The sequence below is a fragment of the Exiguobacterium sp. PvP048 genome, assembly GCF_040549175.1.
GTDB lineage: Bacteria > Bacillota > Bacilli > Exiguobacteriales > Exiguobacteriaceae > Exiguobacterium_A > Exiguobacterium_A artemiae.
The window spans coordinates 531,716-546,937 of record NZ_JBEPSU010000001.1 but is presented as its reverse complement, the minus strand read 5'-3'; the positions used below and the strand labels follow the sequence as shown (position 1 = coordinate 546,937).

Sequence of the window (15,222 nt, the reverse complement as noted above, 5' to 3'; positions counted from 1 at the left end):
ACATAGATAGTCCATTGCGACGAACTGAAGTAGTAAGGGAGTCATTCCGTTTTAGAGAGCTGGTGGTCGGTGCAAACCAGTCGGAATCGTCCGTGAACTCGTCAGGGAGCATGATTCGTGAAACCAAGTAGCGAACTCCGGTCCTTCACACCGTTATCTGTGAATCAAGTGGTCTGCTTCAGCAGACAACGTGGGTGGTACCGCGGGAGACAAACCGGTCTTTCGTCCCTATTCCTAGGGGCGGAGACCGGTTTTTTGTATATTCAGAGGAGGAATAAAGATGCCGTACAATCATCGTGAAATCGAACCGAAATGGCAAGCGCGTTGGGAACAGGACAATGCGTTCGTCACAACAGAAGATCCGGAAAAAGAAGGCTTTTATGCGTTAGACATGTTTCCTTATCCATCGGGAGCAGGACTTCATGTCGGTCACCCGGAAGGATACACGGCAACCGATATCCTGGCCCGGATGAAACGGATGCAAGGATACAACGTCCTTCACCCGATGGGATGGGATGCGTTTGGACTTCCGGCGGAGCAGTATGCGCTTGATACAGGAAATGACCCGCGGGAGTTCACTGCCCAAAACATCGAAACCTTTAAACGTCAGTTAAAAGACTTGGGATTCTCGTACGACTGGGATCGTGAAATCAATACGACGGATCCGAAATATTACAAATGGACACAGTGGATTTTTACGAAATTGTATGAACAGGGACTCGCTTTCGTTGACGAAGTCGCCGTTAACTGGTGCCCGGCTCTTGGAACGGTGCTTGCGAACGAGGAAGTCATCGACGGGCTGTCCGAGCGTGGTAATCATCCGGTTGTCCGCGTCCCGATGCGGCAGTGGGTTTTAAAAATTACCGAGTACGCGGACCGTTTGCTCGAAGATTTGGATGAACTCGACTGGCCGGAATCCGTCAAGGAAATGCAACGGAACTGGATCGGAAAATCGGAAGGTGCGGAAATCGACTTTACGATCGACGGTCATAAAAAACAAGTAACGGTCTTCACGACACGTCCGGATACCGTCTTCGGCGCAACGTATCTCGTTCTGGCACCGGAGCATCCATTTGTCACGGATATCACAACAGAGGATCACGAAGAAGCGGTTAAAGCATACATCGCTTCTGTCCAGACGAAGTCAGATTTGGAACGGACGGATCTTGCGAAAGAAAAAACAGGCGTCTTCACGGGAGCTTTTGCCGTCAACCCGATTTCAGGCGAACGTCTGCCAATCTGGATCGCCGATTATGTCCTCGCGACATACGGAACAGGCGCGATCATGGCCGTTCCGGCACACGATGAGCGTGATCATGAATTTGCGAAACAGTTTGACCTTCCGATCATCGAAGTCGTCAAAGGCGGTAACGTTGACGAAGTAGCGTATACGGGTGAAGGCGAACACGTCAATTCACAAATGCTCGACGGATTGTCAAAACAGGAGGCGATTGAAACGATCATCGCTGAACTGGAGACGAATCAAGTCGGACGCAAAAAAATCACGTTCCGATTGCGTGACTGGTTATTCAGCCGTCAGCGCTACTGGGGTGAACCGATTCCGGTCGTCCACATGGAAGACGGAACGATGAAGACACTCGATAAATCGGAACTTCCGCTTGAATTGCCGATGATTCCGGAAATCAAGCCGTCCGGCACAGGTGAATCACCACTCGCCCTTGCAGAAGACTGGCTCGATTACACGGATCCGGTCACGGGACTTAAAGGACGCCGCGAGACGAATACGATGCCACAATGGGGCGGCAGCTGCTGGTACTACCTCCGCTTCATTGATCCGCATAATGAAGAGGCGATTGCCGATCCGGAAAAACTAAAATACTGGCTTCCGGTCGATATTTATATCGGAGGAGCCGAGCATGCCGTGCTTCATTTACTGTATGCCCGCTTCTGGCATAAAGTCTTGTATGATATCGGTGTCGTACCGACGAAAGAACCATTCCAAAAGTTGTATAACCAAGGGATGATTCTTGGAGAAAACAATGAAAAAATGTCGAAATCACGCGGAAACGTCATCAATCCGGATGAAATCGTCAAATCGCACGGTGCAGATACACTCCGCTTGTACGAAATGTTCATGGGACCGCTTGATGCTTCGGTGTCGTGGTCGGAGAACGGTCTTGACGGGGCACGTCGTTTCCTTGACCGCGTCTGGCGTCTGTTCGAACGGACAGCGGACATTCAGGACGTGACGACAGTCGATGCAGACTTTGAACGTGTCTACCATCAGACGGTTAAAAAGGTAACGGAAGACTTCACGAACATTCAGTTCAACACCGGGATTTCGCAGTTGATGGTCTTCGTCAACGAGGCCAATAAACAACCGGTCTTACCGCGTCACTTCCTTCGAGGATTCATTCAATTGCTGACCCCGGTCGCACCGCACCTTGGGGAAGAGTTATGGGAACAGCTTGGTTTTGAGGATACATTGACATATGCGGCATGGCCGACATTTGACGAAACGAAACTCGTCAGCGATACAATGGAATTCGTCATTCAAGTCAACGGTAAAGTCCGTTCGAAGCTCGTCATCAGCATGGAGGCAACAAAAGAAGAAATTGAAGCCCTTGCGTTTGCCGATGAAAAAACACAAGAGTGGATTGGCGATAAAACGGTTCGGAAAGTCATCGTCGTTCCGAAAAAACTGATCAATATCGTAGCGAACTAAGGTAAAACCCCTCATCTGATTCGTCAGATTGAGGGGTTTTCGTTTACCTCCGTCGCAAGTCCGCTTTTTTTTTAGGGCGCCTTCTGCTAAACTGAATCAGAAACCGAGACAGAAAGGCGATTTGTGTAAATGAAACGAACTTATATAGTCTATACAACGATTTTTGCCGTCGTCTCCGGTCTGATCCTTTGTGTGTCGCTCGTCTTTTCGAGACCTGAGACCGTCGCACAAATCAAAGAGACGTTTGCCAAAATTGAGACACAATCGAAACACCAAGCAGCAGTTAAACAAGTACCGACGAAAACACCGTCTTCCATTCCGAATCCGGAAGAACCATTGATCAAAAACGTCCAACAGATGTTGTACGATGATTCGATCGGTTCCTATCTTGTCGTAACGGAAGATTATCACTTTTTCGAAATCAGCGGGACCGGCGAACGAATCAATGCGTCATTCCAAATCGAGGATGAAGGCAAATTGATGTTATCGGGACTTGACGGTATGACGCTCGTTGACGGCGAGACCGTCGCCTTATTGACGTCCAATCAAATTCTCGTGACCGTTAAACGGGAAGAAGGCGTCTGGAAAGAAGACAAACGGGAACGGGTGGCAGGTACGACGATCCGCGACAGTTTCCACGGACTCGGTTACGATGCCAAGAAAAAACAATTCTACACGATCAATCACATTCGTTCGTTAGCGCGAAGTGAACTGACGTATTTCACGACGAAACAAGATGAAATAAAAATCGATAAAGATGCGACCGCAAAGGAAAAACGCGCTTTAAAGAAAAAACGAAAACCGCCGTATTTGACGATTGTAGAGCGAAAGCGGATTGACACGGCCGGCGGCATGCGCAGTGATGCGAAAAAAGCCTTCACGGAAAATTTCCGTCCGATTGGTCTTGCTGAACGGCAAGGGCGGATTTACACGTTGGATTCGGAAGCATTATTCCTGTATTCGATTGACACGAAAGATGTGACGATTACAGGGGAGTCGGCAAGCCCGAAAGTCTACGGGGCAGAAGGCATATTTGTTCAGGACAATGAGTTGTTTGCTTTGATCCAAACAGATAAATTCTCGAGCCGTTCGTTTACACCAATCGACTAAAAGGCTAGCTCCGTGTGGAACTAGCCTTTTTGTCATAACGCGGTCAGTGCAGCATTCGTGCCGGCGCAATGTCCGGTCACGAAAGCGGCTGTGATATTATAACCGCCTGTATAGCCGTGGATGTCGAGGATTTCGCCGGCGAAAAAGAGACCGTCTGCTTTTTTCGACATCATCGTTTTTGGTTGGATTTCCTTGATCGAAACACCGCCGCCGGTGACGAACGCTTTATCAAAGTCGAGTGTTCCGACTGCTTGAAGCGGGAAGCGTTTGAGCGTCGCCAGCAATTGAGTGAAGTCCTGTTTTTTAATTTGCGTACAGACTTCATCTCCAAAACCGATCCGGGCAAATAACAGATCGAGCAATCGTTCCGGAACAAATCCTTTTAACGCATTGCGGACCGTTTTTTTCGGGTTAGCGGCAAGGGCAGCTTGGAACCGTTCCGTCAGGGCACCAATCGATTCTTCCGGGAACAAGTCGATCGAAAGATGGACAACACGCTCACCGGACCGTTTTCTTTCTTTGATCGTGTACTGACTGCACCGTAAAGCAATCGGACCACTCAGACCGAAATGGGTAAATAACAGATCGCCGGTGTGCGTCTTGATCGGTTTATCTTTTTTACCGTGAACCGTCAGCGCGACGTCACGTAACGAAAGACCCTGAAGTGTCTTTTCTTGGATGAACGTATCGTTCAGTAAAATCGGCACTTCGGTCGGGAAAAGTTCCGTGATCGTATGACCGGCTTTACGTGCCCAAGGATAACCGTCGCCGGTTGAACCGGTATGGGGAACCGATTGTCCACCGACAGCGACGACACAACTCTTCGCTTCGAGGCGGGATCCGTCCGCAAGCAGGACGGCTGCGAACGAACCGTCCGGATGGAAGTCAAGTGTTGCAACTTCCGCATTGATTTGAATTTCAGCGCCGTGCTGGCGGATTTGATCAATCAATACCCGGACGACGTCAGCTGCTTTATCGGAAACCGGGAACATCCGTCCATTATCCTCTTCCTTCAGAGCGACACCAAAGCCCTCGAACAGTTCAATGATGGATTCATTATTGAACTGAGAAAAGGCACTGTAGAGAAAACGGCCGTTTCCGGGAATCGATTGAACCAATTCTTCCAATGGTTTGCGGTTCGTGACGTTGCATCGACCGCCGCCTGAAATTGCCAATTTTCGTCCGAGTTTACTTCCTTTATCGAGCAAAAGCGTCTTTGCGCCTGCTTGTAACGAGGCGAGCGTTGCCATTAAGCCGCTTGGTCCGCCTCCGATTACGATTACATCATACATGTGGTCACCTCATTTGTTGGATTCTGCTTGTTTCACTTTAGCAGAAGTTTGTACTGTAAACAAACCGTCTCTTTCTTTTATGGAAGCTGAGCGGTATAATGATTTGCAATTGTGCAAGAGAGAACTTGTATATTGAGACGTTTATCGAGTCAAGAAAAAATAGAAAGTGCGAGGAAGGTTATCCATGTCGACTGTGAGCAAAAAGCAAGAAACTTCATCCAGTAATACCGGATTCGTTCGTGGAACGATGTTGTTGTCCGGTGCATCACTCATCTCCCGTGCCCTTGGTCTGATTTATCTGTTTCCGTTTCAGTTCATGGTCGGAGCGACGGGAATCATGTTTTACACGTATGCCTATAATTATTATGCCATCATGATTGGTCTCGCAACAGCCGGTATCCCGGTCGCCGTCTCGAAGTTTGTCGCGAAGTACAATGCGATGGGGGAATATGACACGAGCGAGCGTTTATATCGATCTGGCTTAAAAATCATGTCCATCACCGGTGTCGTTTCCTTTCTGGCCTTATTCTTACTGGCTCCGTATCTGGCTCACCGGGCAATTCCCGGAGGAGATGTCGACTCGGCCTCTTACGTCGATGCCGTCACGATGACGATTCGCGGAGTCAGTTTCGCCTTGATTCTGATTCCGGCGATGAGTATGACGCGCGGGTATTTCCAAGGGTATCAATCGATGGGGCCGACTGCGATTTCACAAATCTTGGAGCAGATTGTCCGGATCATCTTTTTACTGGCCGGCGTCAGCATCGCGATTTATCTGTTTGATACCGATGCAGCCTGGGCAGCAACGATTGCGACATTCAGTGCCTTCATCGGGGCAATCGGCAGTGTCGCTGTGCTCGTTTATTATTTCCGGAAACGTGCTCCCGGCTTAAAAGCGTTACGCGACGGTCAGACGACGATATCGCCGGATCGCCCGTTATCAGGGTTGTATAAAGAACTGTTGACGTATGCGATTCCGATCGTCATGGTCGGTCTGTCGACACCGCTTTATCAGGTCATTGATCAAAACACGATGAATGCGGCTTTACAAAGCATCGGATACACGCTTGAAGCCGCCGGAAACGCAACAGCCTATCTGATTGCAGATAGTCATAAAATTGTCTTGATTCCGGTTTCGGTCGCGACAGGATTATCCTTATCCGCGACACCACTTTTGACGGCCTCGTTTACACAAGGGGATATGCGGAAAGTCCGGAAACAAATTTCGCAAATTTACCAGCTGGCCTTTTTCGTAACGATCCCAGCGGTCGTCGGTATGATTTTACTGAGTGAAGAGACATTCCATGTCTTATTCCCGAGAGATCAGGCGGCATGGGTCTATTTATTAAGTTATGCACCAAGTGCGTTATTCCTCGCATTGTATTCCGTGACAGCGGCAGTACTGCAAGGAATCAACCGGCAGTATTTCACGATTATTGCGACACTGGCAGGATTGCTGACGAAGTATCTGTTGAACGCACCGTTGATTCACTGGACCGGAGACGGAACAGGGGCCGGATATGCAACCATCCTTGGATACGTCGTCGCAATCGGATTGATGTTCTTCCGGATTACACAAACGGTTCAGTTCCCGTTCAGCACAGTCTTGCGCCGGACGTCACTGATTATGATCATCAGTGCCATCATGGGTGCGAGCGTCGCGCTCGTCAAATGGGGATTAGCAGCTCTGCTTCCCGCTACGACGATCGGTTCACTCATCATCTTAATCGTCGGAGCCGGAATCGGGATTGTCGTCTTTGCAGGTCTTGCCATTTGGAGCGGTCTTGCGGAAGCCGTACTTGGACGAAAATTTTCAATGAAACGAGGACGAGGAAATGCGTCTAGATAAATTACTCTCAAACATGGGAGCAGGATCCCGAAAAGAAGTAAAACAATTACTCAAATCGGGTGCGATTCAAGTCGATGGCGAAATCGTCTACGACCCGAAACAGCACGTCGATACAGAAAATCAACAAGTGTTATTATACGGCGAACCGGTCACGTATCAAAAATTCATTTATTTAATGATGAACAAACCGCCCGGCGTAATCAGTGCGACAGAAGATAAGCGGGATCAAACCGTGATTGATTTACTGTTTGACGACGTGACGTACTTCAAACCGTTCCCGGTCGGACGACTCGACAAGGATACGGAAGGGTTGCTCTTGCTGACGAATGACGGATCATTTAATCATGCATTGATGTCACCGAAAAAACACGTCGAGAAAGTCTATTATGCGGAAGTCATCGGTACGCTGACAGAAGAGGACGTGGAGGAAGTTGCAGAAGGGGTCACACTTGAGGACGGCTATAAAACAAAGCCGGGCAAGCTGATCATCTTGGAAGCAACGGACGAAACATCAACACTCGAGCTGACGATTACCGAAGGGAAGTTCCATCAGGTCAAACGGATGATGCTTGCTCTCGGAAAAGAAGTGACGTATCTGAAACGGTTGTCAATCGGACAATTGCCGCTTGATCCGACACTTGAAGCAGGAGAATACCGGGAACTCACACGTGGCGAATTAGCCTTGTTTGACTGGAAACCGGAATGAAAAAAGGACGCTCTTCTTATAGAAGGGCGCCCTTTTTGAATTATTGATTACGCAACGCTTCTGCAATCGGGAAGGGACCGCTTAATACTTCGAACTGACGTGTTTGAGTCGGGTGATCAATCAAGGTTACGAAGAGGGCCGCGATATCATCACGTGAGACTTCGCGTCCTTCATACGAATCAAAGTGTTCTTTTGTCTCGATCGTACCGCTCGGTTCATCATAACTGAGTGGACCCGGACGGACAATCGTATAATCGAGACCGCTATCTTTTAAATGACGGTCGGCCGCACCTTTTGATTCCAGATAAACTTTTAAATCACCTTGCGGATGATCGGCACCGATTGAACTGAGCATCAAGAAACGCTCAATCCCGCTTGCTTTGGCCGCATCGATGACTTTAATGGCTCCATCCTGGTCGACGGCGCGCGTCAACTCTTCCGAAGCTCCGCCGGCACCGGCTGCAAAAATAACGAGATCCGCATCTTTGACGACATCTGTCACATCTTTCGTTAAATCACCAAGACGGACCTCGGATGCGCCAAGGGCGATTAAGTCATTGATTTGATTTTCTTCCCGTACGACGGCGATAGCTTGATGCTGACCTTGTTTTCCGATCAGTTCAACCATTTTTCGCCCGGTTGTTCCGTTTGCTCCAATGATTAAAATATTCATCTCATCATCTCCTTCTCAAACTAGATATACCCTGCCTGAAAAAAAAATAACAAAAAAAGACGCGAAGGATTCGCGTCGTTACAGAAAATAGTTTGGTGAAACATCTTAATCAGCCGGCTTGTCGTTGTTTTTTACTTGATGTCCAAGTACCGCGTCTTGGGCTTACAATGAGGTTGTTGTATTCGAGCACGTTCAAGTCACGCTGGACGGTTCTTGAAGTAATGCCGAACTCTTCAACCAAGTCTGCTGTCGTAGTAGCTCCGTTCTCATTGATATAGAGATAAATCGATTTAATCCGGGTCAACATACGGTCTGTAGAATCTTTCATTGGTATAACCACTCCCCCAATGGATAGAATAGTGTTCTAAAGCTTCGGGTGACAAAAGACGATGATGAATTAAGTTGTTTCGCCTTTAGTATAACTCTTTTAATATAGAATGCAAGTAATTTAACCGAACGTTTTCAAAAAACACATAAACTTTCAATATTTAATAGCGAATGAAACGTCTTTTATTCATTTTAATGTTCGTTAAAAACGTAATAACAAAAGATTTGGTATTTTGGATGTTCGTAATTGTCAAATTTTCGCTATACTTAAAGGTGAACGAATTAGCGGACAAGGGAGAGAAGTCAAATGGTCAATTGGAAAGAAGAAGTCATGGCACGACGTGAAGATCTCTTAGTTGATTTAAAGGAACTATTAAGCATACCGAGTATTCTCGATGAAACGACGATTCAAGAAGGTGCTCCGTTCGGGACGGAAGTCAAACGGGCACTCGATTGGATGCTTGCGCTGGGGGAACGGGATGGATTTATTACGAAGAACGTCGACGGATATGCCGGTCACCTCGAGTATGGTCAAGGAGATGAATTACTCGGAATCCTCTGCCACCTGGACGTCGTACCAGCAGGCGGTGACAATTGGACATACGGCCCGTTCAATCCGACATTAGCCGACGGGAAATTGATTGCGCGGGGTGCAATCGATGATAAGGGACCCACGATGGCGGCGTATTATGCCTTGAAGATCGTCAAAGAGTTGGGACTTCCGCTTTCAAAACGGATTCGTTTGATTGCCGGTGGGGATGAAGAAAGCGAATGGCGCTGTGTGAATCATTACTTCAAGCATGAAGAAATGCCGACGCTTGGATTTGCACCGGATGCTGATTTCCCTATCATTAACGCTGAAAAAGGATTGTATGACGGATTACTCGTTCAAGGTAAACCCGTAAAAGCAGCAGATACAGGCTATCAACTCGTTCGTTTCGAAGGCGGAGAGCGTCCGAATATGGTACCGGGTCACGCGACGGCTACGGTTCATGTCGCTGAACGGGGAACAATCGAAGAAGATTTCCATCAGTATCTGGAGAAACAAGGTGTGACAGGGACAGTCAAGGAGACGGCTGAAGGACTTGTCTTTGATGTCATCGGCGTCGCGGCGCATGCGATGGAACCGGATAACGGGAAAAACGCAGCCCTTCATTTGGCACGTTTCCTGCATACCCTTCATCTTGATTACAATGGCCGCCGTTATCTTGAGATGGTCGTGCATATGTTCCGTGATTCACGTGGTGTGGCGCTTGGTGTGGCTGCATCCGATGAAACGGGCGACTTGACGATCAACGGAGGTGTTTTCCGTTACGAACAGGGGCAAGGAACGGCTTCGCTTAATATCCGTTATCCTTATAGTGCTGATTTCACAGAACGCTTACAGTTGATTAAAGAAGCAGCCATCGCATACGGGTTCGAACTTCAAACACGCACACATATGCCGCCGCATCATGTCGATCCGAACCATGAACTAATCCGGACACTCAGTGCGGTCTATGAACGGCAAACAAATCAAAAGGCCGACTTGATTGCGATCGGTGGCGGAACCTACGCCCGTTCATTGACAGCTGGTGTTGCATTTGGACCTGTTTTCCCGGGCGGACCGGAAGTCGCGCACCAAGTGGATGAGTATGTTGATTTTGAAGAGTTGTTATTAGCCGTCGCCATCTATGCAGAAGCGATTTACGAATTGGCGAAATAAACATCTGTTCATCTGAAAAACCAATTTATAAGGAAATGAATCCCCCGAATCCATTGTGATAGGGGGATTGATTCTTGAAGGAGAGTCAGTTGTGATCCATCGTCAAAAATATCATTTTCAAGCCCTGTATTTTTTCATCTTCTTTGGGCAAGGTGCACTTATTCCCTATTTGGCACTGTATTTTTCCAATGATGCGTTTCAATTATCAGCATCGGAAATCGGAACGATTGTTGCAGTAGGTCCCGTATTATCGATTGTCTTACAGCCGATTTGGGGAATGGCCGCCGACCGGTTCGGGCGACCGAAACGTTTACTGTTGGTGGCCTTACTCACGGCAGGTCTCTTAACCATCAGTTATTTACTGACTTCTATTTACTTATTTCTGTTATTGATTTCTTCACTCTGGGCGTTGTTCCAGTGCGCACATATTCCGCTCGTCGATACATTGGCGATTGAATTCTCCAAAAGAAAATCAGTCGACTACGGGGCGTTACGCTTATTTGGCTCCGCCGGTTTTGCGCTCGCTGTCTTTATTCTCGGACAGGTGACGGAACAGGGCTCGCTCGGTGCAATTTTTTATGCGAGTGGAACAGCACTCGTTCTCGGATTTCTGGTGTTGATTGGAATTGAAGAAACCCCTGTTTCGACGGTCGAACGTGAACACATTCCATTGAAGGCCTTGTTTTCGAATAAACGTTTTTTACTGTTTTTAGCAGGCGGCAGTTTAGTGTTTGGACCGATTTTTGCCAACAATTATTACTTCGGCAGTTACGTGACGATTCGTGGAGAGTCGACGGCACTCGTCGGAACGCTGTTTTTTGTTGCGGTGTTATGCGAAATTCCATTCATGCGTATTGCGACACGAGTCATGATGCGGTTTGGGCCGATTCCTGTCTTGGTGTTTATTTCCGTCTTATCCGCGTTGCGGACCGGAATCTTGGCGCTTGAGCCGCCAATTTTTACACTTTGGATTTTGGCGGCATTACAAGGATTCATCATCGGTCTGTTGATTCCTGTCGCTCTTGATTATGTCCGTTCGCTGGTACCGCCTTCAACAGTGGCGACGGCAGTCAGTACGTATATGGCGACGACGACCGGTCTTGCGACGGCATTATTCAATTTAATGAGCGGGATTGTTTTGGATCAATGGACCATCTACGCGGTATTTTGGGTATATACAGGTAGTAGCCTGTTAGGTGCTTGTTTGTATCTGATCAGCTCAAAAATCAAGGAGTGATCCGTATGCAAAAACACTTTTTCATCGCCATTCCGGTTGCTGACGAGACGTTGGCGCGATTCGCGTCTTCCCTGAAACTTGAGCGTTATTACAAAACGGTATATGAACCGAACGAATATCATCTGACACTGCGTTTTTTAGGCTCACTAACCAATGACGAGTTGAGAAACTGGCGGCGTCAGCTGACGGAGATTACGCAAATGACTTCCGCCTTTACTTTAAAATTAGATCACCTTGAACGATTTGGATTAGCAGAACGACCCCGTGTCTTTGCTGCCGGACCGGCATATGAGGAAAAACTGTTTCAGCTTGCCCGGCAGATTGATCCGAATCCGGCTAAACCGTTTGTTCCACACATTACCCTTGCGAAGAAGTGGAATCAAGAAGTGTCGCTCCACCCACCCGAACAAACACCTGCCGCCAGCTTACATGTCAAAGAAATCGTTCTGTATCAGATTTGCCCGGACAATCAACCGCGGTATCAGGCAGATACACGATTTCAATTTGGGAAGAATGAACGAGGTGATATGATTGGCATTATTGATGAAACTTTATGATTTAGAAAGCCGTTACGAAAGAAATCCGCTCGAAACTTCAAAACGTTTTAAAGATCAGCAGCTTGTTGATTATGCGAACGTCTTGAAAAAATGGGAGACGGGTGAATTGTTCCCGGGTGAGACGATCATCCGGCCGAAAAAATGGTGGCAGCCTTTTAAGAAACCGGAAATGTTTCAGGTGCCGGGAAAACAAATCTCGAAGTCTGCTTTTGATAAATGGTACAAAAAGCGAGTGGAAGTTCAAAAGTTAATTTATGTCGCGGGCGGAGCGACGGAGGATGACATCTGGCGGCTTCCTTTAAGACGACACCTGGATTTTTATCAGATGCTGCATCTCTTGAATGATCAATTCGGTATGTTTTACCGTGCCGTCATTCAGTACCAGCAAGGAGAAGTGGAACTCAGTCCGTTTGTCGTAGGGCCTTCTGCCATCTATATACTGGATTGGTTAGACGGCGAAGAGAGCATCTATCACATCAAACGCAGTAAACTGTGGCGCGAACAACCATTCAAAGCCTCGCCGAAAAACATCGTTAATCCGTTAATCAGTTTAAAACGGACAGAGGATATCCTGCGATTGATTTTAGGTTCCGAATTCATATTGCCAATCGAGCGTGTCGTCATAGCGTCACAAGGCTATTTCGATCAAATGCCAAAAGAGACAACGACGACTTACGTCAGTAAGATTGATTTTACAGAGTGGTTGCGGAAAATGAATCTGTCGGCTGTGCATACAAAAGCTTTTCAGATGCGCGTATGCGAACAGATTTTAAAAGAGACCGTTTCGGTGACATTCCAAATGGCACTGAACAGTCAGGAAAACGGGCGGATTCAAAAATAGGGAGGGAAGCGGCAAGATGTTTGCTTGTCGCGTAAACAGATGATAAATAATGAATTGGAAACGCAACAAGTCAGATTGTATTCAGTTGAGTTCGTGACATTTCAAACCATCTTAATGGAAACCGAAACACCGTTTGGACAAGGTGAGTTTTCGCTCGTCTGTGATGGTGAGCCGATGGACTACTCCATCGAAAATCGGGAAGATATGGACGGAACAATCAAACTGACACTGCTGCTCGACCGGGCGGTTGAATTGGAACGCTGTTATGAAATCATCTTACCCGATCAGGAACGAGTCCGCGTGCTGCCAAATCGGATTGTACAGACGGCAGGATTTGATCGCAAATACAGTTATGAAGGACCTTTGGGTGCGGTCTATGAAACCGACATGATTTCCTTATACGTCTGGTCCCCGCTGGCTGAACGGTTGGAATGTATCCGCTACGATCAAGACGGTGTCGAAAGGGACAGCCGGGACTTTGAACGGCAAGAACGCGGCGCGTATCGGTTAGTGGTTCCCCGTTCATGGGAGAACAGCCTGTACCGTTACCAGGTCACGACGTATCAAGGAACAGAGGAAGTTGTTGATCCTTATGCCAAGGCTGTCAGCGTAAATGGACAATTCGCGGTTCTGCTTGATGTCGAGCAAGAAATCAACCGACAGTTTCCTCACCGGCAAAAACGGCCGTTGTTAATCAAACCGACAGATGCCATCCTTTATGAAGCACATATTCGGGATTTCACGATTGATCCGTCTTCCGGTTCTCATTATCCCGGACAATACCTCGGTATGACGGAAACAGGGACCGTATCACCGGAAGGACGCTCGACAGGCATCGATTATTTACTGGACCTCGGTGTGACCCATCTCCAACTGTTACCGGTTCATTTGTTTACGACGACGGAAGAAGTGAGCCGCCTTCCTTACAATTGGGGATACGATCCTGTTCAGTGGTTTTCACTGACAGGCTGTTATGCCAGCGATCCAATCGATCCAAAGGTCCGGATTCTTGAGTATGTCGGGATGATTGAACGGCTTCATGCAGCGGGAATTCGAGTGACGTTTGACGTAGTCATGAATCATGTCTACATCCGGGAACGGTCAGCGCTCGAATACCTGGTGCCGGGCTACTATTTCCGCTATGAAATGGACGGAACACTTGCCAATGGAACTGGAGTCGGGAATGACACCGCATCGGAACGGTTCATGATGCGACGGATGATTGTGGACTGCCTGACCTATTTTGCAGACATTTTTCATGTGGACGCCTTTCGTTTCGATTTGATGGGCATTCATGATGTTGAGACGATGAATCATGTCCGGTCAGCATTAGATCATATTGATCCGACCATTCTTGTGTACGGCGAAGGATGGGACTTGGCGACACCATTACCGCAACGTCAAAAGGCAATCAGTTCAGTCGCTTCACAAATGCCGCGAATCGGTCATTTTAATGATGTTTTCCGGGATGCTTTAAAAGGCTCGACGTTCAATGAAACAGATTGTGGTTTTGTATCGGGCAACGGTTGGTGGGAAGGGGAAGTACGCAACGGAATGGCCGGCAGTATCACGTTGAATGGTCAGACGACGGGGCGTTTCCCTGAGCCGACGTCTTCGATCAATTATGTGGAAGCACATGACAATCACACCTTGTACGACAAGTTGACACTCGCCCGGCCGGACCTCGATGAAACGACACGGTTACAGATGAGCCGACTGGCCCAAACGATTATATTTTTATCAGCCGGCATCCCGTTTCTTCATGCCGGACAAGAGTTCGGCCGAACGAAACAAGGCGTCGAGAACAGCTATAATGCACCTGATGCGATTAATCGGGTGGACTGGACGTTACGGGACCGCCAGGCACAGATGGTCGAGTATTTAAAAAACATCTTGCAAATCCGTCGGATGCACGGTGGATTCCGGTTGCACCGAGCTAACCAAGTGCAGGAACTGATGCATTTTTTGCCGATGCAACCTGGAGTCATCGCATATGAAGTAGGGGCTGTTCATTCCTACGATGCCTGGCAACGGACGCTTGTCGTGCATAATGTGACGTCTGAGAAGATTGATATCGCGCTGGATCATCCTAGATGGAATGTGCATGTTTATGGAAACGAAGCATCTATCACACCGATTGAGAAGGGTGTTTCGCAGATCACGGTCCTTCCGTTGTCAACAACGATCGCCACATGTTAAGATAATCATTGTGCCTTAAGGCAAATCTACTAAAAAGTTG

The 15,222-nt window shown here is 47.8% G+C and carries 12 protein-coding genes and 1 other annotated feature; of the genes, 9 read left to right on the top strand and 3 right to left on the bottom strand.

The window, feature by feature from the left end; genetic code table 11:
• Positions 1-10: 10 nt before the first annotated feature.
• Positions 11-233 (top strand) — a binding site (T-box leader).
• 47 nt (positions 234-280) lie between these two features.
• Both leuS and ABIC15_RS02710 read left to right on the top strand, forming a co-directional pair.
• Entirely contained in the window at positions 281-2,686 is a 2,406-nt protein-coding gene (gene leuS / locus ABIC15_RS02715) for a leucine--tRNA ligase (RefSeq protein WP_012371144.1), read from the top strand.
• 129 nt (positions 2,687-2,815) lie between these two features.
• On the top strand, positions 2,816-3,796 hold the full coding sequence (locus ABIC15_RS02710; protein ID WP_012371143.1) for a hypothetical protein: 981 nt from the start codon (positions 2,816-2,818) through the stop codon (positions 3,794-3,796).
• Between the two features lie 32 nt (positions 3,797-3,828).
• Here ABIC15_RS02710 and ABIC15_RS02705 read toward each other — a convergent pair whose 3' ends face one another.
• A complete protein-coding gene (locus tag ABIC15_RS02705) occupies positions 3,829-5,088 on the bottom strand; it encodes a BaiN/RdsA family NAD(P)/FAD-dependent oxidoreductase (protein WP_214767095.1) in 1,260 nt (419 codons plus the stop codon).
• Between the two features lie 184 nt (positions 5,089-5,272).
• Between ABIC15_RS02705 and ABIC15_RS02700 the strand changes: the two genes are divergently transcribed.
• The gene (locus ABIC15_RS02700) at positions 5,273-6,937 is read left to right on the top strand and encodes a putative polysaccharide biosynthesis protein (protein ID WP_354019673.1); all 1,665 of its coding nucleotides are present in this window, start codon (positions 5,273-5,275) and stop codon (positions 6,935-6,937) included.
• On the top strand, positions 6,924-7,643 hold the full coding sequence (locus ABIC15_RS02695) for a pseudouridine synthase (RefSeq protein ID WP_012371140.1): 720 nt from the start codon (positions 6,924-6,926) through the stop codon (positions 7,641-7,643). The genes ABIC15_RS02700 and ABIC15_RS02695 overlap by 14 nt, the downstream gene beginning before the upstream one ends.
• A 40-nt stretch (positions 7,644-7,683) precedes the next feature.
• On the opposite strand, the gene ABIC15_RS02690 is transcribed toward ABIC15_RS02695, so the two are convergent.
• Complete coding sequence (locus tag ABIC15_RS02690; protein ID WP_318927793.1) at positions 7,684-8,316, bottom strand: SDR family oxidoreductase; 633 nt, start codon at positions 8,314-8,316, stop codon at positions 7,684-7,686.
• A gap of 109 nt (positions 8,317-8,425) precedes the next feature.
• Positions 8,426-8,644: a DeoR family transcriptional regulator gene (locus tag ABIC15_RS02685; protein WP_012371138.1), complete on the bottom strand. Its 219-nt coding sequence runs from the start codon at positions 8,642-8,644 to the stop codon at positions 8,426-8,428.
• Between the two features lie 306 nt (positions 8,645-8,950).
• Here ABIC15_RS02685 and pepV point away from each other — a divergent pair, with 306 nt between their 5' ends.
• From pepV to pulA, 5 genes are all read left to right on the top strand, one after another.
• The gene (gene pepV, locus ABIC15_RS02680) at positions 8,951-10,348 is read left to right on the top strand and encodes a dipeptidase PepV (RefSeq protein ID WP_354019672.1); all 1,398 of its coding nucleotides are present in this window, start codon (positions 8,951-8,953) and stop codon (positions 10,346-10,348) included.
• A gap of 91 nt (positions 10,349-10,439) precedes the next feature.
• Positions 10,440-11,585 carry an MFS transporter gene (locus ABIC15_RS02675; RefSeq protein ID WP_012371136.1) on the top strand — a complete coding sequence of 382 codons (1,146 nt, stop codon included), beginning with the start codon at positions 10,440-10,442 and terminating at the stop codon, positions 11,583-11,585.
• A 5-nt stretch (positions 11,586-11,590) separates the two neighbouring features.
• Positions 11,591-12,142: an RNA 2',3'-cyclic phosphodiesterase gene (gene thpR / locus ABIC15_RS02670; protein WP_012371135.1), complete on the top strand. Its 552-nt coding sequence runs from the start codon at positions 11,591-11,593 to the stop codon at positions 12,140-12,142.
• Positions 12,117-12,983, top strand: a complete 867-nt coding sequence (locus tag ABIC15_RS02665; protein WP_214767108.1) for a hypothetical protein — start codon at positions 12,117-12,119, stop codon at positions 12,981-12,983. Before thpR ends, ABIC15_RS02665 begins: the two co-directional genes overlap by 26 nt.
• Before the next feature lie 54 nt (positions 12,984-13,037).
• Positions 13,038-15,182 (top strand): type I pullulanase, encoded by a 2,145-nt coding sequence (gene pulA, locus ABIC15_RS02660; protein ID WP_354019671.1) that lies wholly within the window; start codon positions 13,038-13,040, stop codon positions 15,180-15,182.
• Positions 15,183-15,222 lie beyond the last annotated feature (40 nt).

Bases quoted from the DNA above. Each gene is read 5' to 3' on its own strand.
- ABIC15_RS02705 (WP_214767095.1), bottom strand. From the start codon at position 5,088: ATGTATGATGTAATCGTAATCGGAGGCGGACCAAGCGGCTTAATGGCA.
- ABIC15_RS02685 (WP_012371138.1), bottom strand. From the start codon at position 8,644: ATGAAAGATTCTACAGACCGTATGTTGACCCGGATTAAATCGATTTAT.
- thpR (WP_012371135.1), top strand. From the start codon at position 11,591: ATGCAAAAACACTTTTTCATCGCCATTCCGGTTGCTGACGAGACGTTG.
- ABIC15_RS02695 (WP_012371140.1), top strand. From the start codon at position 6,924: ATGCGTCTAGATAAATTACTCTCAAACATGGGAGCAGGATCCCGAAAA.
- leuS (WP_012371144.1), top strand. From the start codon at position 281: ATGCCGTACAATCATCGTGAAATCGAACCGAAATGGCAAGCGCGTTGG.
- pepV (WP_354019672.1), top strand. From the start codon at position 8,951: ATGGTCAATTGGAAAGAAGAAGTCATGGCACGACGTGAAGATCTCTTA.
- ABIC15_RS02710 (WP_012371143.1), top strand. From the start codon at position 2,816: ATGAAACGAACTTATATAGTCTATACAACGATTTTTGCCGTCGTCTCC.
- ABIC15_RS02700 (WP_354019673.1), top strand. From the start codon at position 5,273: ATGTCGACTGTGAGCAAAAAGCAAGAAACTTCATCCAGTAATACCGGA.
- ABIC15_RS02690 (WP_318927793.1), bottom strand. From the start codon at position 8,316: ATGAATATTTTAATCATTGGAGCAAACGGAACAACCGGGCGAAAAATG.